19 protein-coding genes, 1 tRNA gene and 1 pseudogene are annotated in these 21,465 nt (G+C 57.3%); 8 read left to right on the top strand and 13 right to left on the bottom strand.

Annotated features, from left to right (window positions below; genetic code table 11):
• The first annotated feature begins 182 nt into the window (after positions 1-182).
• Positions 183-1,373, top strand: coding sequence for an aminotransferase class I/II-fold pyridoxal phosphate-dependent enzyme (locus HMPREF2614_RS02685; RefSeq protein ID WP_038625674.1), 1,191 nt, complete (start codon positions 183-185; stop codon positions 1,371-1,373).
• A 51-nt stretch (positions 1,374-1,424) separates the two neighbouring features.
• Here the strand turns inward: HMPREF2614_RS02685 and coaE are convergent, their stop codons facing one another.
• The 4 genes from coaE to polA form a co-directional block, all read right to left on the bottom strand.
• A complete protein-coding gene (coaE, locus tag HMPREF2614_RS02690; protein WP_038625675.1) occupies positions 1,425-2,045 on the bottom strand; it encodes a dephospho-CoA kinase in 621 nt (206 codons plus the stop codon).
• 33 nt (positions 2,046-2,078) lie between these two features.
• Positions 2,079-3,170 (bottom strand): glutathione S-transferase family protein, encoded by a 1,092-nt coding sequence (locus tag HMPREF2614_RS02695; protein ID WP_224786630.1) that lies wholly within the window; start codon positions 3,168-3,170, stop codon positions 2,079-2,081.
• A gap of 377 nt (positions 3,171-3,547) precedes the next feature.
• A complete protein-coding gene (gene rpsA / locus HMPREF2614_RS02700; RefSeq protein WP_070560074.1) occupies positions 3,548-5,002 on the bottom strand; it encodes a 30S ribosomal protein S1 in 1,455 nt (484 codons plus the stop codon).
• A gap of 283 nt (positions 5,003-5,285) precedes the next feature.
• The gene (polA, locus tag HMPREF2614_RS02705) at positions 5,286-7,916 is read right to left on the bottom strand and encodes a DNA polymerase I (protein WP_038625682.1); all 2,631 of its coding nucleotides are present in this window, start codon (positions 7,914-7,916) and stop codon (positions 5,286-5,288) included.
• A 459-nt stretch (positions 7,917-8,375) separates the two neighbouring features.
• Here polA and HMPREF2614_RS02710 point away from each other — a divergent pair, with 459 nt between their 5' ends.
• The 3 genes from HMPREF2614_RS02710 (at position 8,376) to HMPREF2614_RS02720 (ending at position 10,265) form a co-directional block, all read left to right on the top strand.
• Positions 8,376-8,966, top strand: a complete 591-nt coding sequence (locus HMPREF2614_RS02710) for a TetR/AcrR family transcriptional regulator (protein WP_038625684.1) — start codon at positions 8,376-8,378, stop codon at positions 8,964-8,966.
• A 197-nt stretch (positions 8,967-9,163) separates the two neighbouring features.
• Positions 9,164-10,141, top strand: coding sequence for a DUF368 domain-containing protein (locus tag HMPREF2614_RS02715; protein ID WP_038625686.1), 978 nt, complete (start codon positions 9,164-9,166; stop codon positions 10,139-10,141).
• A 50-nt stretch (positions 10,142-10,191) separates the two neighbouring features.
• Positions 10,192-10,265, top strand: a tRNA-Leu gene (locus HMPREF2614_RS02720).
• A gap of 443 nt (positions 10,266-10,708) precedes the next feature.
• On the opposite strand, the pseudogene HMPREF2614_RS11005 reads toward HMPREF2614_RS02720, so the two are convergent.
• The 8 genes and pseudogenes from HMPREF2614_RS11005 to HMPREF2614_RS02755 form a co-directional block, all read right to left on the bottom strand.
• A pseudogene (locus tag HMPREF2614_RS11005) lies at positions 10,709-11,328 on the bottom strand (DDE-type integrase/transposase/recombinase); the annotation flags it as partial.
• Positions 11,329-11,822: 494 nt separating this feature from the next.
• Positions 11,823-12,122, bottom strand: coding sequence for a hypothetical protein (locus HMPREF2614_RS02730; protein ID WP_052155528.1), 300 nt, complete (start codon positions 12,120-12,122; stop codon positions 11,823-11,825).
• A gap of 329 nt (positions 12,123-12,451) precedes the next feature.
• Positions 12,452-12,781 (bottom strand): hypothetical protein, encoded by a 330-nt coding sequence (locus HMPREF2614_RS02735; protein ID WP_038625690.1) that lies wholly within the window; start codon positions 12,779-12,781, stop codon positions 12,452-12,454.
• A gap of 1 nt (position 12,782) precedes the next feature.
• Complete coding sequence (locus HMPREF2614_RS11010) at positions 12,783-13,433, bottom strand: hypothetical protein (protein WP_141737468.1); 651 nt, start codon at positions 13,431-13,433, stop codon at positions 12,783-12,785.
• A 112-nt stretch (positions 13,434-13,545) separates the two neighbouring features.
• Positions 13,546-13,731 (bottom strand): hypothetical protein, encoded by a 186-nt coding sequence (locus HMPREF2614_RS02740; RefSeq protein WP_141737469.1) that lies wholly within the window; start codon positions 13,729-13,731, stop codon positions 13,546-13,548.
• Positions 13,732-14,202: 471 nt separating this feature from the next.
• Entirely contained in the window at positions 14,203-14,793 is a 591-nt protein-coding gene (locus HMPREF2614_RS02745) for an Ltp family lipoprotein (protein WP_052155529.1), read from the bottom strand.
• A gap of 15 nt (positions 14,794-14,808) precedes the next feature.
• The gene (locus HMPREF2614_RS02750; RefSeq protein WP_038625694.1) at positions 14,809-15,000 is read right to left on the bottom strand and encodes a hypothetical protein; all 192 of its coding nucleotides are present in this window, start codon (positions 14,998-15,000) and stop codon (positions 14,809-14,811) included.
• A gap of 202 nt (positions 15,001-15,202) precedes the next feature.
• The gene (locus tag HMPREF2614_RS02755; protein ID WP_038625695.1) at positions 15,203-16,474 is read right to left on the bottom strand and encodes an O-acetylhomoserine aminocarboxypropyltransferase/cysteine synthase family protein; all 1,272 of its coding nucleotides are present in this window, start codon (positions 16,472-16,474) and stop codon (positions 15,203-15,205) included.
• Positions 16,475-16,782: 308 nt separating this feature from the next.
• Here HMPREF2614_RS02755 and HMPREF2614_RS02760 point away from each other — a divergent pair, with 308 nt between their 5' ends.
• The 4 genes from HMPREF2614_RS02760 to HMPREF2614_RS02775 all read left to right on the top strand — a co-directional run bounded on the left by HMPREF2614_RS02760 (position 16,783) and on the right by HMPREF2614_RS02775 (position 20,970).
• On the top strand, positions 16,783-18,102 hold the full coding sequence (locus HMPREF2614_RS02760) for an NAD(P)-dependent malic enzyme (RefSeq protein WP_038625696.1): 1,320 nt from the start codon (positions 16,783-16,785) through the stop codon (positions 18,100-18,102).
• Between the two features lie 219 nt (positions 18,103-18,321).
• Positions 18,322-19,215, top strand: coding sequence for an ABC transporter substrate-binding protein (locus HMPREF2614_RS02765; RefSeq protein ID WP_038625697.1), 894 nt, complete (start codon positions 18,322-18,324; stop codon positions 19,213-19,215).
• A gap of 63 nt (positions 19,216-19,278) precedes the next feature.
• Complete coding sequence (locus tag HMPREF2614_RS02770) at positions 19,279-20,196, top strand: amino acid ABC transporter permease (RefSeq protein WP_370547264.1); 918 nt, start codon at positions 19,279-19,281, stop codon at positions 20,194-20,196.
• Positions 20,197-20,970 (top strand): amino acid ABC transporter ATP-binding protein, encoded by a 774-nt coding sequence (locus tag HMPREF2614_RS02775; protein WP_038625699.1) that lies wholly within the window; start codon positions 20,197-20,199, stop codon positions 20,968-20,970.
• A gap of 49 nt (positions 20,971-21,019) precedes the next feature.
• Here the strand turns inward: HMPREF2614_RS02775 and HMPREF2614_RS02780 are convergent, their stop codons facing one another.
• Positions 21,020-21,430, bottom strand: coding sequence for a TSUP family transporter (locus tag HMPREF2614_RS02780; protein WP_070560078.1), 411 nt, complete (start codon positions 21,428-21,430; stop codon positions 21,020-21,022).
• Positions 21,431-21,465: the final 35 nt, after the last annotated feature.

Consider the following 21,465-nt stretch of genomic DNA (forward strand, 5'->3'; position numbering starts at 1 on the left):
TATTTTTTAAAAGGAAGAGAATGCACAGAATATCTGAAGCTCTTGTCTAGAATTGTCGCTTCGATTTGTAGCGCTCAGAGATGGCACGCCAAAGCTGGTGTACACAGCTTCGCGGACTGACGACCATCACATCCTGCAGCTTCATGCTTCGAACTCATGAGATTCCACCTACAGTAAATACCATGACCGTTTCCCGCTTGCGCCCTTTCGGCGAGACCATTTTCGCCACCATGTCCCGCCTCGCCACTGAGTACGATGCAATCAATCTTGGGCAGGGCTTCCCCGATTGGGACGGGCCGGCGGAGGTACTCGCTGAGGCGCAGCATCAGATAGCTGGCGGAAATAACCAGTACGGACCCGGCCGCGGTATGAAGGTGCTCCGCGAGGCCATCGTCGCCGATCGCGCCCGCCGCACGGGACAGGTCTACGATGCCGACACTGAATGCCTGGTCACCGTCGGCGCCACGGAAGCGATTGCCGCCACCGCCTTGGGGCATCTCGAACCCGGCAGCCACGTCATCGTCATCGAGCCGTACTACGACTCGTACAAAGCCGCCATCGCACTGGCTAACTGCACATATACCGCGGTGCCGCTCATTCCCACGGCCTCGGACACCGAACGCTTCTGGTCGCTCGACCGCAGTGCACTTGCCGATGCCGTCACCGCCGAAACGGCCATGATCATCATCAATTCGCCGCACAATCCCACCGGCACCATCCTCACAAACGAGGACTTGCAGGCTATCGCCGATGTCGCCATCGCAAACAATCTGCTTGTGCTTGCCGACGAAGTCTACGAACGCCTGTACTTCAACGGATTGTCACACTCTTCCATCAGCACTCTGCCGGGCATGCGTGAGCGCACCATTGTCGTGTCCAGCGCCGCAAAGACCTTCAACGTCACCGGCTGGAAGATTGGCTGGACGCTCGCTCCGGCCGAGTTGCTCGATGGCGTGGTCAAGGCCAAGCAGTTCTTGAGCTACGTCGGTGCTACTCCCCTCCAGCCGGCGGTCGCCCGTGGCCTGAAAGAATGTGCTCCATGGGTGGATGAGCTAGCGAGCCAACTCGAAGGCAACATGCGGCTCCTCGCCGATGGGCTGGAGGGCCTTGGCGCCGACGTCTTCACGCCGCAGGCAGGGTATTTTGTCGTCGCCGATGTCTCGAGCTGGGGGCATGGAGACGCACTGGAGACCTGCACCCGCCTAGTCAAGGAATGCCGAGTCGCAGCTATCCCCGTCACCGCCTTTGTGGATGACCCGGAGTCAGAAAAATACCGCTACCTGGTGCGATTCGCTTTCTGCAAGCGCGCCGAGGTGATTGAGGAGGCGATCGCGCGGCTGCGGGATTATCTTGCCGGTCGGTCTTCCTCCTAGATGGGCTTCCGCTGGTCAGTCTGCTTGCGGAACTGTTTACTGGTCGGACTGCTATTGCCCGGCCTGTAGCTGACGAATCTGGTTCAGCGGCTGAATAATCCGCTCCCAAATCCGGTCGACCTGGCGCACGAGATCCTCCTCGGTACCTGAGTTTTCCAGCACCACATCGGCGAACTGCAAACGCTTATCGTCGCTGATTTGCTTAGCGATGCGCTGCTTCGCATCCTCTCGGTCTACACCGCGGCTTTCCACCAGACGGTCGAGACGGACCTCCACCGGGGTATGCACAACCACGACGAGGTCCTGCACTTCCGACTGCCCCATTTCAATTAGCAGCGGCGAGTCGAACACGATGATGGCGTCACCTGCCGCGTTGAACTGCTCTTCGGTGCGCTGCTCAATACGCGGGTGAGTGATGGAGTTCAGCAGCTCCGTCTTCTCCGCGGATACGAAGGCCCGCTTCGCAAGCTCGCCGCGGTTGAGGGAGCCGTCGTCAAGCAAAATGCCCTCGCCGAAAGCTTCGGCGAGTTCGGCCAGCGCCGGTTCGCCGGGTTCGACGACGTCACGAGCAATCTGATCAGCGTCGATGATGGCGGCACCGAGCTCGGCAAACCTACGGGCGACCGTAGATTTTCCACTGCCCATGCCACCGGTTAGTCCTACTTTGAGCATGTCTCTAAGGGTACGTCGACACGCCCCGGCACGTTAGTGCTTTACGACGAGATCCTCGATGCGGTAGCCCTCTTCAACGGGATCCGGGTTGACTGAATCCGGAGCGGTACCGTTACCAAATGGGCTGCCACCAAGGTCTTCACGACCGTGCGGCTGGAGCAGGTCGAAGAGCTCCGGGCCCTTCGGGACAATACCTAAAGGATTGAGGTCGCGGTGGACCTCGTAGTAGTGGCGCTTGATATCGACAAAGTCAGTGGTGTCGCCGAAGCCCGGAGTCTGGAAGAGATCACGCAGGTAGTTGTATAGAACCGGCATCTCGGAGATCTTGTTCCGGTTGCACTTGAAGTGGCCGTGGTAGACCGCATCGAAGCGGATGAGGGTCGTGTAAAGGCGAATGTCGGCCTCAGTGATGTGGTCGCCCATGAGGTAGCGGCGGGTCTCTAAGCGCTCAGATACCTTGTCTAGGGCACTGAACAGTCGGTCGTAAGCTTTGTCGTAGGAGTCTTGCGAACCCGCGAAGCCGCAGCGGTAGACACCGTTATTGATTTCGGTGTAGATGAACTGCATGAGCTCATCCATTTCCTCGCGCATCTCCACCGGGTAGAGATCCGGGGCGCCGTGGCGATGAAACTCGGTCCACTCGGTAATGAAATCCAAGGTGATCCAGGGGAAGTCGTTGGTCACAACCTCGCCCGATTCAATCTCGACGATGGCCGGGACGGTAATGCCCCGCTGGTAGTCCGGGAAGCGCTTTAGGAATGCCTCCTGCAGGCGCTCGTAGCCGAGTATTTCGTCGCGGCCACCTGACCCCTTGTCGAATGTCCAGGAGCGGGCATCGTGAACCGGCCCTGGAATTCCGACCGAAATTGCATCTTCCAAGCCGAGCAGCCTGCGAACGATAAGCGTGCGGTGTGCCCACGGGCACGCACGAGCCGCAACAAGACGGTAGCGCCCGGCTTCAACGGGCCACGTCTTAATCCCCTCGCCTACCTCGCGACCGTTCTTAACAATGCGGTCATTGATATAGCGAGTATCGCGGTTAAAGTCTTTGCCCTCCTGGGAGTACACACCGCCGGTGGAATGGGAGGAGTCCTCTATCTGGTTAGCTTCATACTTTGTTGTCATATCATCAACCATATGGGTAGGCAGACAGGCTGTCAACGGCGGCCAGAACAGACAGAGCCACCAAAATCGACAGGGCAACCACGGCCATAAGGGCCACCAAGGCCATTAGGACGGCTTGAGCTTCGCCAGCAGCCGGTTACTGTGCAGCAAGCCACTTCTGGTGAAGCGCAAGCCCGCCTTAGGCAACAGCGGTGCCACCTTCATGGCCCAAAGTCCCAACACCAGGACCAAAAATGCAGCAAGCACCCAAGCCGCCACTAGAAAAAAGGCCGAGCGGGTGCCCGTCGTAAAGCAAAGAAGGCACGAAAAAGCCCCAGCGAGGAAAACCTCGCCGGGGCGATTTCTCAAAGGGACGTATAAGCCCTTAGCGGTCTAGCTTAGTTGCCAGCCAGCTTCTCACGCAGAGCAGCGAGCTGCTCGTCGGAAGCCAGGGTGCCGCCTGCGTTGTCTGCAGCCGGTGCGGCCGGAGCTGCCTCGCCGGACTCGGAGGAGTAGTTCGAAGCAGTCTCTGCAGCCTCGGCAGCTGCAGCGCGGTGACGCTCGATCTGGGCAGCGTGCAGCTGGTGGTGACGCTCCGCCTCTGCGTAGCGAGCCTCCCACTCTGCGCGCTGGGTCTCGAAGCCCTCCATCCACTCGTTGGTCTCCGGGTCGAAGCCCTCCGGGAAGATGTAGTTGCCCTGCTCGTCGTAGGAGTCGCCCATGCCGTACTTGGTCGGGTCGAACTCTTCGGTGAAGTCCTCGTCAGCCTGCTTGAGGGACAGGGAGATACGACGACGCTCGAGGTCGATATCGATGACCTTGACCATGACCTGCTCGTCGACGGAGACGATCTGGTCCGGAACATCGATGTGGCGGGAAGCCAGCTCGGAGATGTGAACCAGACCCTCGATGCCTTCCTCGACGCGGACGAACGCACCGAACGGAACCAGCTTGGTGACCTTGCCCGGTACAATCTGGCCGATTGCGTGAGTGCGGGCAAAGACGCGCCACGGATCTTCCTGAGTAGCCTTCAGGGACAGGGAAACGCGCTCGCGGTTCAGGTCGACCTCGAGAACCTCGACGGTGACCTCGTCGCCAACCTGGACAACCTCGGACGGGTGGTCGATGTGCTTCCAGGACAGCTCGGAAACGTGAACCAGGCCGTCAACACCGCCGAGATCGACGAATGCGCCGAAGTTGACGATGGAGGAAACGACACCCTTGCGGACCTGGCCCTTCTGCAGCTGGTGCAGGAACTCGGAGCGGACCTCAGACTGGGTCTGCTCGAGCCATGCACGGCGGGACAGAACGACGTTGTTGCGGTTCTTGTCGAGCTCGATGATCTTGGCCTCAATCTCCTGGCCGATGTACGGCTGGAGGTCGCGGACACGACGCATCTCGACGAGGGAAGCCGGCAAGAAGCCGCGCAGGCCGATGTCGAGGATCAGGCCGCCCTTGACGACCTCAATGACGGTACCGGTAACCGGCTCGTCGTTCTCCTTGAGCTGCTCGATGGTGCCCCAAGCACGCTCGTACTGAGCGCGCTTCTTGGACAGGATGAGGCGGCCTTCCTTGTCTTCCTTGGTCAGGACCAGCGCGTCGATCTCATCGCCAACTTCGACCACTTCGTCAGGGTCGACATCGTGCTTGATGGACAGTTCGCGGGAAGGAATGACACCTTCAGTCTTGTAGCCGATGTCGAGAAGAACCTCGTCGCGGTCAACCTTAACGACGGTGCCCTCAACGATGTCACCATCGTTGAAGTACTTCATCGTCGAGTCGACAGCGGCCAGGAAATCCTCAGCGGTGCCAATGTCGTTGATGGCAACCTGAGGGACGTTAGAAGTGGACATATAAGATGTGCTCCGAAGCGGATAGAAATCGAAAAACGGACAATTTCGGCCTTGCCCCTCAAAGAAACTCCTGGACAACCGGGCCAAATCCGCTTTCGGCGAATCTCGCCATTGGCAATTAGTTAACCCGATGTCCCCCGGAACTCGAGGCTGCAAAGTCGGCATGCTAATGCATACCTAGCGAACAATACCGATTTGAGCTGCGACATTCAAGTCCGCAACACGCCCTCGGTGAGTCCGCAAAAGGTCCGCCGGCCGCGACCTCCGCCCCGCCTTCGCACCACTAATGCGCAGCAGCATCCCAGTTCACACCAGCACCGATGGAAACATCCAGCGGTACCAGCAATTCAGCCGCCGAGTCCATCTCCCGATGCAACAGCTCCTTGATTGCCGCCTCTTCCCCATCTGCAACTTCCACAACCAGTTCGTCATGAACCTGCAGGAGGACACGCGAGCGCAACCCGCCGCGTCGTAAAGCATCGTCGACCCGGAGCATCGCAATCTTAATAATGTCTGCAGCGGACCCCTGAATCGGCGAGTTCAATGCCGCGCGTTCCGCGTTATCGCGAGCGATGCGGTTGTCGGCGTTGAGCTCCGGCAGGTAGCGGCGCCGATCGAACATCGTGGCCGTAAAGCCGTCCTTGCGCGCCTGCTCAACAACCTTGTGCAGGTAATCGCGCACGCCGCCGAAGCGCTCGAAGTAGTCCTCCATGAGCTTCTTCGCCTCGCGCTGCGGGATATCCAGCTGCTGAGCCAGACCAAAAGCGCTCAGACCGTAAGCCAGACCGTAGCTCATCGCCTTCACACGACGACGCAGCTCGGGCGTGACCTCATCAATGCCGACACCGAAGACCTTCGAGCCGACGTAGTTATGCAGATCCTCGCCCTGTCGGTAGGCCTCAATCAGCCCCGGATCCTGCGACAGGTGCGCCATCACACGCATCTCAATCTGCGAGTAGTCCGCGGTAATCAGCTGCGCATAGCCATCGCCCACCACGAACGCCTCACGAATCCGTCGCCCGAACTCCGTGCGCACCGGAATATTCTGCAGATTCGGCTCCGTCGACGACAGGCGCCCCGTCGCCGCGACCGTTTGATTAAAGGTCGTATGAATACGGCCATCATCAGCGACGGCCTTAATCAATCCTTCCACGGTCGACTTCATCTTCTGCGACTCGCGGAACTTCAGCAGGTAATCCAGGAACGGATGCGGGTTGACCTTCGCCAGCCCCTCAATTTCCTTCGCCGCCGTGGAATAGCCAGTCTTCGTCTTCTTCGTCTTGGGCATTCCCAGCTGGTCAAACAGGACTTCTTGCAACTGCTTCGGCGATCCGAGATTCAGCTCAGGCTTATCGACGAGGTTGCGAGCCTCACTCTCCGCCTCATCGGTAGCCGCCTGCGCCTGCTTGTGAAGCTCCTCGAGCGCATCGACATCCACAGCGATACCGACGCGTTCCATCCGGCCAAGCACTGGAGCAAGCGGAACTTCCAGGTCGGCGTACACACTGTAGAGCCCGGCCTCGTCGAGTTCGACCGCCAGTCGTTCAGCCAGGTCGATAACGGCGGCGACATGGGAAGCGTCTTCGGCCGGGCCATCGAGCAGGGTCATCTGACCGTCGGCCTGCGAAAGAGTCTGCCCCAGGTGCCGCTGGACGACGTTGTCCAAGCTGTAACTGCGCTGACTTGGGCGCAGCAGGTACGCGGCCAAGAAAGTGTCGTGGATAACCCCCGCCAGCTCGAAGCCATAGTTCCAGAGCGCATGCATGGCCGATTTACAGTCATGCACCAGCTTCGGGTGGTCGCCTGCGAGCCACTCGCGCAGTGTGTCGGCATCTTCTGCGGATAGCTCGCCGAGGTCGAGAGAAACGGCCTGACTGGAGGTCTTGCCCTTCTCATCAGCGGAGCCAATCATCAAGGTATGCTCCCCGACCTGCAACGCGGCCGGCTCGTGCAGTTCATCGAGCCAGACAGCCAGGGCGCCGTCGTCAAGCGAGACAGCCTCGAGCTTTGTCGCGCTGTCACTGGTGGAGGCGGTGACGCCCGCGCCTTCGATAGAAAGGGTGCGGAAGACGCGCTCGCGGAGGTTATCGCCGAATTCGAGGCGGTCGAAGAAGTCGATGATTCCCTGGGCATCAGCGGGCCGGAGCTCGAGCTCGTTCGGACCGTACGGCAAGGGCAGGTCCTTGACCATTTCGGTGATGTCACGGTTCAGCTGGACATTTGCGACGCGCTCGCGGAAGTTGTCGCCGACTTTGCCGCGGATTTCGTCGGCGTGATCGATGAGGTTTTCCAGTGTGCCGTACTGAACGATCCACTTCGTCGCGGTTTTCTCGCCGACCCCTGGAATGCCCGGGAGATTGTCGGAAGGGTCGCCACGGAGGGCCGCGAAGTCCGGGTACTGAGTCGGCGTTAGACCGTACTTTTTCTCAATAGCCGCAGGCGTGAAGCGATGCAGCGTGGTGACGCCGCGCATTGGATAGAGCACCGTGGTGGTGTCATTGACCAACTGGAATGAGTCGCGGTCGCCGGTGACGATGAGCGTTTCGAAGCCCTCAGGCTTGGCCTGGGTAGCCAACGTCGCGATAATGTCGTCGGCCTCGTAGTTGTCCTTTTCCAGCGTGACGATGCCCATCTCTTTCAGCACCTGTTGAATAAGCGGCACCTGACCACGGAATTCCTCAGGAGTCTTCTCACGCTGGGCCTTATACTCCGGGAAAATCTCGTTGCGGAAGGTCTCGCGGGCGACATCGAAGGCGACCGCCACGTGCGTGGGTTTTTCCTCGCTGAGGATATTGGACAGCATAGAAAGGAAGCCGTACACCGCGTTCGTTGTCTGACCGCCGGTGGTTGAGAAATTATCCACCGGAAGGGCAAAGAACGCGCGGAAGGCCATGGAATGACCGTCGATAAGCATGAGGGTCTTCTTCATGACATCCCAGTGTAGGAAAATATCGAACAGCGTAGGAAAACTGAGATTCGCGCTGGGGACTCGCGGGCTGCGCAGGATGAGCTGTTAGCCGACCAGCTTCGGTGAATAATAATTACGGTAATCAGGCTGTATTTTGAAACGGGCTCAGCAGCCCATTAGTCCACCTGAACAGTGATTCGCAAGAGGGAGCCTCCCTAGCGTCGCTTGGTACTTGGTTTCAGTTTCCGAAATACTGTAATCCAACTTTAATATTCGCCTTATTTTCCTGGAGTTTTTCCATATTTTCCAACGATTGTTCAACAACATGCATAGAACCTGCCCCCAATGAGGCGTCTAGAAATTACCCCCTCTTTGAGGTGGCCGCGAAAACATATCGCCACGTCCTGCGCGTGCACCTGAAAGCAATTGGCGTAGTTACGCTTTCATGGCTTTAGACTCGTCAGCATGAGTGAGTTCGATTCGACCAATTTCCAACGGAGTGCCCAGTCCACCCGCGAGCGCATTATCGCGGCTGCAGCTCGGCACTTCGCGCGCAAGCCTTTGCGAAGCGTGCCACTGAAGGAGATTGCCAGCGATGCGGGCGTTAGCGCGCCGCTCATCATCAAGTACTTCGGCTCCAAAGAAGGCCTCATGGCCGAACTGATTGACTTCAGCCAGTTCAAAGGCACGCTCAGCCGAGCTCCTTTCAATGAACTTGGCCAGCGGATGGCCAGCGCTATTTTGACTGGTCAAGGAATGGCCGGACAGTCCATGATTCCGCTGATCGTCGGATCCCTTGACTCCGAGGAAACTGCAAAAGTCATCGCCGAACGGTTCAATGAAGCTATCGCCGACGACCTGATTCACCGCGTCGAAGAAGACGGCCCAGAGAACATCAGCCACGAAACTGCTGTGTACCGCAGCCAGATGGTTATTTCCCTCTGCGTCGGATACCTAGTTCTTTCCGATACCGGTTTGATCGACGAGACCAACGCGCCGAAGATCTCAGTGGAGGCCCTGGGGAGCTGCCTGCAGCAGATTATCGAGCACGGCTAAGGTCCGAGCACAGCTCAACAGCTCAGGAAGCAGCTCCACCATCCACCACCCACCGCCTACTCCTGCGTAACTCACTGAATCAGCAGCGCCGCCCCAGGCGCTGCTTTTTGTTTTGTGTTCTTAATCGCACTCCGAAGCTGCTAATACACACACGGAAATACGGTTCTTCTCAGGTGGAAGACATACAATGGCCTGCGATGTCTACTGAAAATATGAGCGCTCCTGGTGCAGAGTCGACTACGCTGCCGACCACGAGCCCCTACTCTGAAATCCCGAAGCCGACCCCGCTGGGTGTCATCGCCAACGCAGTTCGTGGTGGCCTCATTGGTCTCGCCGAGACGATTCCGGGTGTCTCCGGAGGTACGCTTGCGCTGATTACGGGCATCTACGGACGCCTGATTGAATCGGCAAAGCGCATCACCGACCTGCCGCGAGCGATCTCCAAGGGCACCTTCAAGGAGGACCTGCGCAGGGTTGACTGGTGGCTGCTCATCCCGGTGGCTATCGGCATGGTTGCCGTGGTCTTCTCCATGGCAGGAGTCATGGAGAACTTCGTCACCAATCAGCCGGTCGCTTCCCGAGCACTGTTCATGGGCATGATCGCCGCCTCAATCACCATGCCGCTGAACGAGCTGCAGCCGGGTGCCCTGCGTCAGCCGGGCATGCGCGGCAAGGCCATCGCAGTCTTCCTGTTTTTCAGCGTCGCCCTGTTCGCGCTGACTTCGCTACCCCAAGCTGCGCCGACACAGCCACCTCTATGGCTCGTGCTCATCGCCGCTTCGATTGCCGTGTGTGCACTAGTGCTGCCGGGCGTTTCTGGCTCTTTCTTCCTGTTGGTCATCGGACTCTACGCGCCGACCATGGGCGCAATTCATGACCGTGACATCGCCTACATCGGCACTTTCTTCGTCGGCGCGCTGATCGGCATCGTCCTGTTCATCCGCCTCCTCGAATGGCTGTTGAGTACACACCAGGCGCTCACGCTGGTCGCCATGTCCGGACTCATGCTCGGTTCCCTGCGCGCGCTCTGGCCGTGGCAGACCGAGAACAACGAGCTCCAGGGCATCGGCTCCGACTGGGGACTCGCCCTCGGACTGTTCATTCTCGGCGCCGCAATCGTCAGTGTCGTCGCTTATGCGCAGCGCCGTTTTTCTAATTCGGGGTCGATGGACTAAACTAGTCAAGGTCGCTTCGACAGAGCATTTTCGCTTATCGACGGCTTTGCGCCCCTGTAGCCCAATTGGCAGAGGCAACGGATTCAAAACCCGTCCAGTGTGAGTTCGAGTCTCACCGGGGGCACGATTTTAAAACCCGCTTTCATCTGGCGTTTAGCCTGGTGGGGGCGGGTTTTTGCTTGGGTTTGTATTCACTATCTTTCACTCCTTTTCACGCACTTTCACGCACTTTCACGGGTATTTTGAGCCAAAAGTGAGCCACAAACGCACCACGCAATTGCGCCGTAAAGCAGTACGATTTCCGAACTCAAGAGTTCGGCTGTGAAATCGTACTTTTCGAAAACAGTATCGTTGCCTAGCCCCGCCTTGTAGGCATGAAAAACGCCCCGCCAGCCAAGCCGTTCGGGAAAACCGAACAACTCAAACTAGCGGGGCAAAGATTCTTGACTCATTCCTCGCTCGGTGGGTTCCGGGCCGTCGGTAGCGCCTGCGAATCCCCAACAATCCCGGTCAGTCTCGCCAAGTCCGGCTGCGGTGCGAAGCGTCCTGGGTTTAGTTCCGCTTCTTTTACTGCCCTGTACTGACCGGCTGGGTGAGATAGTACTCAGTTTCTATCTCTTGTGGGGCAGCGTAGTCCAATGCTTCGTGAAGGCGCTTGGTATTCCACCAATGCACCCCCCGCAAGATGACCAGTTCGACTTCTCCGACCGCCGTCCATCGGCCTTGGGCATGAATGAGTTCCACTTTGTAGAAACCATTGACTGTTTCGGCCAGAGCATTGTCATAAGAAGCGCCGACTGTTCCCCCACTCGGGCGGATTCCAGGCTCAGATAAAGCCGTGGAATATTTCAATGACACGTACTGACTGCTCCGATCACTATGGTGAATCAACTGGTTGCCATTAATCCGCCCCAGCAGTCGTTAACGCATGCTCCAAGGCCTCCATCGGTACGAATCGTCGAGCGAGTAGCAACACCAACAATTTTCCGGCTGAAGACATCAACGACAAACGCGGTGTAGACGAATCCGGACAGGGCGCGAACGTAAGTAATATCGGCAGCCCAAAGCCTGCCCGGTCCGTGTGCACGAAAGTTTCGCTGCACCAGGTCCGGGCGATGATCCGGTGCCTTCGGGCTGATCGTGGTGACCGGGGTTCGTCCACGTCTGCGGCCTTTTCCGCCTCCAATGCCGCCATGCGCTCTTGCACCTTGAGCAGCTCGCCCCAACTGACCTGTTCGGCTTCCCTGGCCTTCTTTACCTGTGGATGAAGCTCCTTGTTTTCCGTGCGATACTTCGCTGCCTCACGACGAACCTTTTCCAACGCGGACTTGTAATCCTCGATGGTCATTACCTGCTTCTCTTCCGCGCCGTGATTCTCGCGAGCAGGTTCAGCCTGCACCGGAGCATCTGACGTGGAATCGGAGGCCGGTACATCAGCGGCCGCTTCATTCGTAGACATAGATCTTTTTGCCCCTCCTGGGAGAAAAACACTTCGGGTACGCAAAACCCCACAGAGCCCGCCAGGGGGAAATGGGGTCAATGCCCGAGGAATCGAACCCCGACGCCGTGACGCCCCATGCCGGTTTTCGAAACCGGTTGCCCACCACGGGCGGGGCCTTCCATGACGGAGCCCGGCGCGCCCCGTAGTGGGGCGGCCGGGCTGATTAGGGCGTGATTCTGATTAGCCCCAGTTCGGACCGAGGTCGATTACCGGATCCATCGCAGCGAACTCGACAACGAGATCGTGAGTAATGCCCTCTTCCTCTTCCCCCGGGATTGCATCGAAAATGATTGGCTCATCGGCCCAGGTCATAAGGAACTCACGCTTGAGAGATTCAGGCACATAAGCTCGGGCTTCGACGAGATCATTGAGGAAGATTTCGAGGGTCAAGTCACCACCTGCTCCATGCAGCCGGTCGAACTGCACCCGCGGGCTAGACTCCTTCTCGATCCTCTGGCACAACGAAACGATACCCATCATTGAAAGTCACCTCCCGTATGTTTCCATCTTCGTCAATTCCGCGTACGCGTTCTCCTCGTGCGGAAAAAGACACTCGTAATTTTCAGGTCATATCCACTCGTCGACTTGGCCGGAGCCAGCTGGACAACTAAATCGAGTTCGTTGCCCTGCTCGAAAAGCTCAACCAACTGCTCACGCTGCTGCTTACTTAGCGAACTTCGTGCTCTCAATGAAAGCTACTCCCCACGAGTCGGTAACTGATTTCTCAGTCCAACTAATGGGGAGCAATTCACCAATGTGACGGGATTGATGATTGGAGTTAGTGATTACTACGGTGAAGACTGCCCAGACTAGGTAAAGGTCTTAGCTGTTTCTACCAAATGCCACTTCCCTGTGTCATCACTAAGGTGCAACTCCGGTTTAATCCACTCCTTTTCGTTCAGTTTATAAAGCTCCTCATCTAAGAAGAGACCAAAATCTACACCATCAAAGCTGCTTGTAATATAGTCCATTTTCTGCCAACCGGGTTCATTGATTCGCACAGGAATCTGCCACTGCAAATCCCGGCCCCGGTATCGAATCAAAACAGCATCGCCGTCAGATCCGATAAAAGCAGCATGGTCAGCATCGACATGGGTGTCTGCCTCAAGAGCACCGATAAATTTTTGTGCAAACCCCATACTATTTACACCTCGACGTATTGGTGGGGTAGGCAGTAATAACGTGGTGGCTATGTTCAGCGACAAAGATTGATGGTTCAAGTGTCTTTACAATTATCCCTCGGACTTTATCAACTAAGTAAATCTGAGCGGACGCGCAAAACTTACCATCACGATTCTGACTTGAAGGTTCAACTCTCTTTGACCACGTAGTGTTCTCCAGTGCAGCATCAATCGCAATCCGGATTAGTGAATCCCCGTCCTTTCCTTCAATGTCTGCGAGCGTTGACCATTCAGGATGATTCTGTCGGATGTGCTTTAATCCGTGATGAGCATCTCCACAGCGCAATGTAATTTCATTTGCGTGCATGAAGTCTTGCGGCGTTCCTAAATCAACATACTTCCAGCTTGCTACCGTTTTTAATGTGTCAGTTGCTGGACCGCACGCTGCAAATGGCGGAAGCCCCGAATCGGGGTTCCACGACATGGGTACAGAGTTCAACGGATTCTCGTTGGGAATATCTGGCTTAATTCGCCATTCGAGAACTCCTTGCTTAGCGAGTTCTTCAATACTTTCAGCATGTGCAGGTGAGGGTAACTGCACCAGACATAGAGATGCTATCCCAATCCCGGCCAACAACCTGTTGAAAAGACTTCGAATCTTCTTTTGCATAAAGAACCCCTTCGGACGACCTATAGACAATCCAGGTACACAAATAAGTTAACGCATTAAAACACTATGTCTCCAGCCATTCGACTGCCGGGGTAGCCGGATGGCTGCCCTATTATTTGCAGCCTGCCCAGTCTTCAGCAGGTCCAGCCGAATCTGATATGGTCGGCACGTTGATATCATTTGTGCACGTAACCTTCACCACGCGGAACGTGGTCATCACCGCCTGCTTAAATTCTTCAGGATGTGCTGATGGTACGGACAAGACGATTTCGTTCTCCACAAAGATCGGTGCCGACACGCTGACAATTATCGTGATACCCATTTGCCGATGGTATTGATTCTTTGGATCAATATGCAGGAACTAACCTACAAAGCAATCTCTACAGCATTGTATGCAAACCGAATTATCACTTTTAATTCGCGATGTGACTTTTCGATAATCCTTTCGTCTATTGCCACAAAGTACGTAGGACTCCCCTAAGGCTCGCCTTCAGCAGCACCAATCATCCACGAACCATTAGAGAAATATGCATAATCAGCCATCTAATCCACATTTTTCTCGGCACAATCTGCACCGCGCCGAAGTTTTGCTGCCGACAGTCGCTCAACTGCCAGGTCACGCATTAAAACAGTCAAGACGGTTTCCGCTTCACCAGCAACCGTTCAGTGTGCAGCAAATGCATTCTGGTGAAGCGGAAACCGTCCTTTTGCAGCATGCATCCAAACGGGGCTCTGGCCAATTGGCGTCATCAACAAACGAAACCCGCTGCTACAGGTTATCCGCCGCGTACTGAGCTTCCTCCGGGGTAAACTGCTCGCCATATTCCGACGTCAGCTGCTCGTAAATCGCATCCGGGGACATTGCCATCGAATCCTGGTAAGAGCGCGCCTTTTCCAGTGCATTCTTATTCCAGTCCACTTCAAGGTTGTCCATTGCATACTGGGCAGCCTCCGGCGAGAACTTCTCGCCATACTCCGAGGTCAGCTGGTCATAGATGCCGGCCTTGGACATGTGCATCAAATCCGAGTAACTCTTGGCCTTGCGGAGAGCATTCTTGTACTCGGTCGGAGCCTTCTCTTCCTGCTTTTCCTGTTTTTCCTGCTCCTCCGCCTGGCCCTGCTGCTCCTCTAGAGCAGCCCCAGGGTTCTCAGCGAAATCGGCATTCTCAACAGAGCCAGAATCAGCCGCAACTGCAGTGTCCGAATCAAAGAGAGACGCAGCTTCAGAATCGGAGCCCGAATCAGCATCGCCGCCACCGGTCAAGCTGGCCGCCACGGCTAGGACCACAACAGCACCCGCGGCGATACCACCCCACTTGAAGCAGCCACCCTTCTTCTTTTCTTTCGGAGCCTGAGCCATCTGCCCAGCTGCCGACTACCCCTGCGGGTAGGACTGTTGGCCGAGCGGATCCTGCGGGTTGTGCTGGTAGGACTGTTGGCCGAGCGGATCCTGCGAGTTGTGCTGGTAGGACTGCTGCCCCAGCGAATCCTGGGAGCCATACGACCCCTCGGGGCCATACGGCCCCTGTGGGCACTGCGGGTTCTGAGGGAAAGTGGAATCGGACATCGTAAGAAGCCTCCTGTGTAGAAGTTGCAATAAACGAACAGCTCTCTGTCGTCAGTTGGAACTATCTCAGGAACCCTGGATTCAATCTTCCGCACTACACAAAAATTTTCGATTCACGAACCATAAGACGCCGATTAAGGTAAGAAAAAACCAGGCTTTGCCCACAAAAACAGGGCATGGACCTGGCTAAACTCTCGACAAACTAGCTTTCAACCTTGGCCAGCGCTTGCTCAATATCGGCAATAATATCGTCAACGTTTTCCAAACCAATGGACAGTCGAACAAGACCAGGGGTAATTCCCACCGCCGGCAGCTGCTCATCCGGAACCTGGCGGTGCGTGGTGGAAGCCGGGTGCAGCACGCAGGAACGGGAGTCGGCCACGTGCACCTGACGGGTCACCAGCTGCAGCGCATCCATGAAGGTCGTGCCAGCTTCACGGCCGCCCTTGAGGTCAATCGTGACCACACCGGAAGCTCCGTCGAGGTACTTCTGAGCAAGCTCGTAGTATGGGGAAGATTTCAGGCCGGGGTAACGAACGTCGTTAAGCAAATCCGTGCGTGATTCGAGATATTCGGCGACCTTCAGCGCATTCTCACAGTGACGACGCATGCGGACATCGAGACTCTCGAGCGACTGGTTCAGCATGAAGGCGGAGTGAGCAGATGGGTACGCGCCAAAGTCGCGCTGTAGCTGCATGCGCGCCTTAATGACAAACGGCGCGACGGCGTAGTCCTTGGTGTAGACGACGCCGTGGTAGGACTCATCGGGCTCAGTAAAGCCGGGGAACTTGCCGTTGGTGAAGTCAAACTTGCCAGAGTCGACTATGACGCCGCCGACCTGGATTGCGTGGCCGTCCATGTACTTAGAAGTGGAGTGGACGACGATGTCTGCGCCGTGTTCGATGGGCTTACACAGGATCGGGGTGGCGAAGGTACTGTCGACAATCAGCGGTACCCCCTGGCCGTGGGCGATGCGGGCGAACTTCTCGACATCGAGCACACTCATCGCCGGGTTGGCAATGATTTCACCAAATAGCGCCTTGGTGTTCGGCTTGAATGCCGCGGCGATTTCCTCTTCGGAGGCATTCTGATCGACGAAGATTGCCTCGATACCGAAGCGTTTCAGCGTGGTAGCGAAGAGGTTGGAGGTACCGCCGTAAATCTCAGATGAGGTGACAAACGAGTCGCCCGCGGAGCAAAGGTTCATGATTGCGAGTGCAGTTGCCGCCTGGCCGGAGGTAGTAGCCATTGCTGCGGCGCCACCCTCAAGGTCGGCGATTTTCTCTTCGACGGCCATAACCGTTGGATTGGCGAAGCGGGAGTAAATCAGTGCGTGAGTTGGCTCGTCGAAGACCGCAGCGATGTCGTCGGAAGAGTCGAACGTGTAGGTCGTTGACTGAATGATCGGCACCTGACGTGGGTCTTTATTACCTGGGACGTAGCCGGCGTGGATGAGCTTGGTCTGATCTTGCATGGGACGAAATGGGCCTTTCAATCGATTGAATTCTGATTATAGGGCGCGAGGTGACGCAAACTGAGCTTCAGCAGCAAGGTTCCGCCCCCGCTCCCCCAACCGCAAAGATTTTATTTTCCACCCCACCGTCCATATAATGAGATACCAATCCCGTATAGCAAGACTGGTTCAGTTTTACACACACCACTACGTATCACTCGCCAGCTTTTGCTCCCGGCTTTGCGTGCTGCCCACCAGCAGCTCTCGCCGCGGTCGAGTTTTCTCAAAGTACAAAGTACTCAGTACTCAACACGTTTTGGACTGTCATCATGCCTGCTGCGAATTCTTCCTCTAGCTCCTCCGACCACACTGCGAACGCGAACTCCCCTAAGACGCCGCTTCACGCCGTGCCAGAAGACACCGCCCCCACAGATCCGTCGACCATCACCGATGCGGAAATCTTCGAGGCGCACCGTGGCGGTAAGCTCCGCTCGCACTCGACCATGAAGCTCGAGACGATTCGCGACCTCTCCATCGGCTATACCCCAGGTGTCGCCCGTGTCTGTGAGGCCATCCACGAAGATCCGGCCCTGGCCCGCACCTACACCTGGACCGGCCAGAACGTCGCGGTGATCTCCGACGGCACCGCAGTCCTTGGCCTCGGCGACATCGGACCCAAGGCTGCACTGCCAGTTATGGAAGGAAAGGCCCAGCTCTTCGAGCAGTTCGCCGGTATCTCTGCGGTGCCAATCGTCCTGGATACCCTCGACACGGAGGAAATCATCCAGACGGTCAAGGCGCTGGCACCGTCGTTTGGCGGGGTGAACCTCGAAGACATCTCCGCGCCTCGCTGCTTCGAGATTGAGCAGCGTCTCGACCAAGAGCTCGACATCCCAATCTTCCACGACGACCAGCACGGTACCGCCATTGTCATCGCCGCCGGCCTAATCAACGCCTGCAAGCTGACCGGCCGCAGCTTCCAGGATCTCCGCGTGGTCATCTCCGGCGCTGGTGCCGCTGGTGTCGCTGCGACGAAGATGCTGCTGTCCGCTGGCGTGTCCGACATCGTTGTCGTCGATTCGCGCGGCATCATCCATCCGGACCGCGAGCCACTGAGTGACATCAAGCAGTGGGTCGCCGGCATGACTAACCCGCGCGGTATCACCGGTTCGATCAACGATGCGCTTGTCGACGCTAACGTGTTCATCGGCGTCTCTGCCGGCCGTATCGGCGAGGATGCGATTAGCCAGATGGCCGCTGACCCGATTCTGTTCTCGCTGGCCAACCCGATTCCGGAAATCCCGATGGAAATCGCTCGCAAGTACGGCGCAGTGGTGGCCACCGGCCGCTCGGATCACCCGAACCAGATTAATAATGTGCTGGCCTTCCCGGGTCTGTTCCGTGGCGCACTGGAGGCAGGTGCCAAGCGCATCACCGAAGCTATGAAATTGGCTGCTACCCAAGCGATTGCAGGTGTTGGCGTCGAAGACCTAAGTGCCGACCGCATTATTCCGTCGGCCCTGGATCCGCGCGTGATGCCAGCCGTGGCGAAGGCGGTCCGCGATGCCGCACTGAGTGACCCGGCATCCGGCGCGGTCGAGCCGCTCGATGTCACCGGCTCAGGGCTAGCTTCTGCTGACGCAAACTAGAAATCCGGCGATGCTCAGCGTCCCCTTGTAAATCGGGCCTGGATAAGGTTTTGTTCCTTGTCCAGGCCCGAGTCTTGTTCAGTGTTTCGCAGCCAGTACCTGCAGTTCCCCACTCCCAGAAGCCTGAAAAGTGTGCGGTTTTCCTACACCAGCCTGAAGCGCAGCTGAATAGGGGTACCGAATTTAAGGTATTACTGCGCCTAGGTAACATATTCAGATATGAAAAGACCCATCGCATTGGCGGCTGCCACGCTGACTGCGACCTTGTTCTTAGGGCTTACAGGCTGCGTCACCAATGACGAAAGCGGTAACCCCGAGGGCTGGTCAGAAATCAAACCGGCAGCGGTCCCCGAACTGGCGAAACAGGTCCCAGCAGATCTTCGTAAGCGCGAAGTATTGCGCATCGGCACCAACCCAACATTCGCCCCGGCAGAGTTTAAGGATTCCGCCGGTTCCATCATCGGCTTCGACATCGATCTCATCCGAGCCATGGCCAGTGTCTTGGACCTGAAGATTGAAATCCAAGAACAGGATTTCGCACTGATTCTGCCGGCCCTGTCGGCCGGCGCAGTCGATGTTGGCGCATCCGGATTCACCTCAAACGAGGAGCGCCGCAAGACTTACGACTTCGTCGACTATCTGGATACCGGCCTGCAGTGGGCACGTCGCCCGGGCAGCGACGCCAGCTCCGACAACTACTGTGGCAAAACTGTCGCCGTTCAGCGCAATACCGTCGCTGACATGGAGGACCTGCCGGTAAAGAATCAGGATTGTCTGGATCGTGGGTTGCCACCAATTAACAAGTTGGCCTACCAGGATGCTGGTACCGCCGCTACCACCGTGGTGCTGGGGCGTGCTGATGCATTGGCCGCTGACTCACCAGTCAGTGCCTACGCGGTCAATCGCTCCGAGGGCAAACTCGAACTTGCCGGAGATATCTACGATGGTGCCCCGTTCGGCTTCGCTATTCCGAAGGATTCAGAACTCGGCCCAGTGCTGCAGCAGGCACTGCAGTACCTCATCGACAACGGCCAGTACAAGCAAATCCTGACCACATGGGGTTTGGAAGACGGTGCTTTGGAACGCGCCACTATTAACGGAGAGGAACTTTAAGTGAGCGACTCATCTGCGTCTGGCGCCCGCTACGAGGCCACACAGGCGGAACTCAACGAAGAAATTAAGGCCAAACCGCTGCCACACCCGGGGCGCTGGATTACCGCAGCAGTGCTGCTGGTGCTCTTCCTGTGGTTCATCATCGGTGCCGCCCGCAATGAGGCCTACCACTGGGATGTTTACTTCCAGTACCTGTTCGACACACGAATCGCCGCTGCCGCTGGCTGGACCATTGCACTGACAGTCTTGGCCATGCTCATCGGTGTCGTCGGCGGTGCCATCGTCGCAGTGCTCCGCATGTCGGAAAACCCCGTTCTGTCCACAGTTGCTTGGTTCTACCTGTGGGTTTTCCGAGGAACGCCGGTCTACGTGCAGCTGGTCTTTTGGGGTCTCCTCGGCACTATCTACTCGACGATTGACCTGGGCGTTACCGAGGTTGATTTAAGCACCATTCTCTCCAATACCTTCGTGCTGGCATTCGTCGGTCTCGGCTTGAACGAGTCCGCATACATGGCTGAAATTGTCCGTGCCGGCATCCAGGCTGTCCCAGAGGGGCAGACCGAGGCATCGAAAGCATTGGGTATGAGCTGGTGGCAGACCGTCCGCCGCACCATCCTGCCGCAGGCCATGCGCATCATCATCCCGCCGACGGGCAACGAGTTCATTTCCCTGCTGAAGACCACTTCGCTGGTCATCGCAGTGCCGTTCTCGCTGGAACTCTACGGCCGCTCCACGGATATCGCCAATGCTCTATTCCTGCCGGTGCCGATGCTGCTGGTCGCCGCCACCTGGTACTTGGTCATCACATCGATTCTGATGGTCGGCCAGTTCTACCTTGAGCGCTACTTCGCCCGCGGCGCTACCCGTCAGCTCACCGCCCGCCAGCTGGCCGCGCTTGCCGACGCCGAAGGTGTGCCGCTTGCAAATGCTCGCGTTGTCGATAAGGACGAAGAGCACTTCTACCGAGAGGATCCGCAGTAAATGACTACCAAAGATTTGATGGTTGAGGCGCAAAGGGTTCGGAAGAACTTCGGCCGTCTCGAGGTCCTCAAGGGCATCGACCTGGAGGTTCCACGCGGTACGGTTACCTGCCTCATTGGCCCTTCGGGCTCCGGCAAGTCCACACTGCTGCGCTGTATCAACCACCTGGAGAAGGTCAATGCAGGCCGTCTCTACGTCGATGGTTCCCTGATTGGCTACCGCGAAAAGAACGGTAGCCTCTACGAAATCTCCGCCGCAGAAGCTGCCCGTCAGCGTCGCGATATTGGCATGGTGTTCCAGAACTTCAACCTGTTCCCGCACCGCACGGTGCTGGGAAATATCACCGAGGCACCAGTGCTGGTAAAGGGTGTCTCCCAGGAGCAGGCTGAAAAGCGTGCCATGGAGCTGCTGGAGACTGTTGGTCTGGCTCACAAGGCCGACGCCTACCCTGTTCAGCTCTCGGGCGGCCAGCAGCAGCGAGTTGCCATTGCTCGTGCACTGGCCATGGAACCGAAGCTAATGCTCTTCGATGAGCCGACTTCCGCTCTTGACCCGGAGCTCGTCGGTGAGGTTCTCAACGTCATGCATGGTCTGGCCGATAAGGGTATGACCATGGTCGTCGTGACGCACGAGATGGGCTTTGCCCGCGAAGTCGCCGACCAGGTTGTGTTCATGGCTGACGGCGTGGTTGTGGAAAAGGGCACCCCGGATGAGGTGCTGGGGAATCCACAGCACGAACGCACCCGCAACTTCCTGTCTTCGCTGTTGAAGTAACAGCCGTTGAAGTAACAGCCAGGGGAGGCTGGCAGGCGGAACAGCAAGCCTAAGCGCCAAAAGTTGCGGAGATTCCGCGAAGCATAGTGACTGCCGCGCCGGTAGTCGCCAGAATGACCGCGAGCTTTCGGGCTTGCACAATGGGCACTCGCCGAGAAACGCGAGTGCCCAAAAATATACCCACCACCATGGCAGCCAGACACAGCGGCCAGAGTATAACCGGCGTGGTGGAGAAGACGGAGACGTCAGCGCTGATTTCCTTGAACAGCAAGGACAATGCGCCGGAGACAAAGAAAAGCGGCTGCAAGGTGGCCGCAAACGTCTGCGCTGGCCAACGAGAGGCCTGCGCGTAAACGGTAATGGCCGGGCCCGCGATGCCGGCCAAGGTATTCATAAAGCCGCCGGCAACGCCAGAGGCAACGGCGTACTGTGGGCCGTCAACACGCATGCGCTGAGGCATAAAGGGGCTCTTCCGTTTTTAGAGTGCGTTGATCT

The sequence above is a fragment of the Corynebacterium sp. HMSC074C11 genome (genome assembly GCF_001809455.1).
Lineage (GTDB): Bacteria > Actinomycetota > Actinomycetes > Mycobacteriales > Mycobacteriaceae > Corynebacterium > Corynebacterium amycolatum.

Excerpts from the sequence above, each read along its gene's own strand:
- HMPREF2614_RS02685 (WP_038625674.1), top strand. The coding sequence starts at position 183 with ATGACCGTTTCCCGCTTGCGCCCTTTCGGCGAGACCATTTTCGCCACC.
- coaE (WP_038625675.1), bottom strand. The coding sequence starts at position 2,045 with ATGCTCAAAGTAGGACTAACCGGTGGCATGGGCAGTGGAAAATCTACG.
- HMPREF2614_RS02695 (WP_224786630.1), bottom strand. The coding sequence starts at position 3,170 with ATGACAACAAAGTATGAAGCTAACCAGATAGAGGACTCCTCCCATTCC.
- rpsA (WP_070560074.1), bottom strand. The coding sequence starts at position 5,002 with ATGTCCACTTCTAACGTCCCTCAGGTTGCCATCAACGACATTGGCACC.
- polA (WP_038625682.1), bottom strand. The coding sequence starts at position 7,916 with ATGCTTATCGACGGTCATTCCATGGCCTTCCGCGCGTTCTTTGCCCTT.
- HMPREF2614_RS02710 (WP_038625684.1), top strand. The coding sequence starts at position 8,376 with ATGAGTGAGTTCGATTCGACCAATTTCCAACGGAGTGCCCAGTCCACC.
- HMPREF2614_RS02715 (WP_038625686.1), top strand. The coding sequence starts at position 9,164 with ATGTCTACTGAAAATATGAGCGCTCCTGGTGCAGAGTCGACTACGCTG.
- HMPREF2614_RS02730 (WP_052155528.1), bottom strand. The coding sequence starts at position 12,122 with ATGATGGGTATCGTTTCGTTGTGCCAGAGGATCGAGAAGGAGTCTAGC.
- HMPREF2614_RS02735 (WP_038625690.1), bottom strand. The coding sequence starts at position 12,781 with ATGGGGTTTGCACAAAAATTTATCGGTGCTCTTGAGGCAGACACCCAT.
- HMPREF2614_RS11010 (WP_141737468.1), bottom strand. The coding sequence starts at position 13,433 with ATGCAAAAGAAGATTCGAAGTCTTTTCAACAGGTTGTTGGCCGGGATT.
- HMPREF2614_RS02745 (WP_052155529.1), bottom strand. The coding sequence starts at position 14,793 with ATGGCTCAGGCTCCGAAAGAAAAGAAGAAGGGTGGCTGCTTCAAGTGG.
- HMPREF2614_RS02750 (WP_038625694.1), bottom strand. The coding sequence starts at position 15,000 with ATGTCCGATTCCACTTTCCCTCAGAACCCGCAGTGCCCACAGGGGCCG.
- HMPREF2614_RS02755 (WP_038625695.1), bottom strand. The coding sequence starts at position 16,474 with ATGCAAGATCAGACCAAGCTCATCCACGCCGGCTACGTCCCAGGTAAT.
- HMPREF2614_RS02760 (WP_038625696.1), top strand. The coding sequence starts at position 16,783 with ATGCCTGCTGCGAATTCTTCCTCTAGCTCCTCCGACCACACTGCGAAC.
- HMPREF2614_RS02765 (WP_038625697.1), top strand. The coding sequence starts at position 18,322 with ATGAAAAGACCCATCGCATTGGCGGCTGCCACGCTGACTGCGACCTTG.
- HMPREF2614_RS02775 (WP_038625699.1), top strand. The coding sequence starts at position 20,197 with ATGACTACCAAAGATTTGATGGTTGAGGCGCAAAGGGTTCGGAAGAAC.
- HMPREF2614_RS02780 (WP_070560078.1), bottom strand. The coding sequence starts at position 21,430 with ATGCCTCAGCGCATGCGTGTTGACGGCCCACAGTACGCCGTTGCCTCT.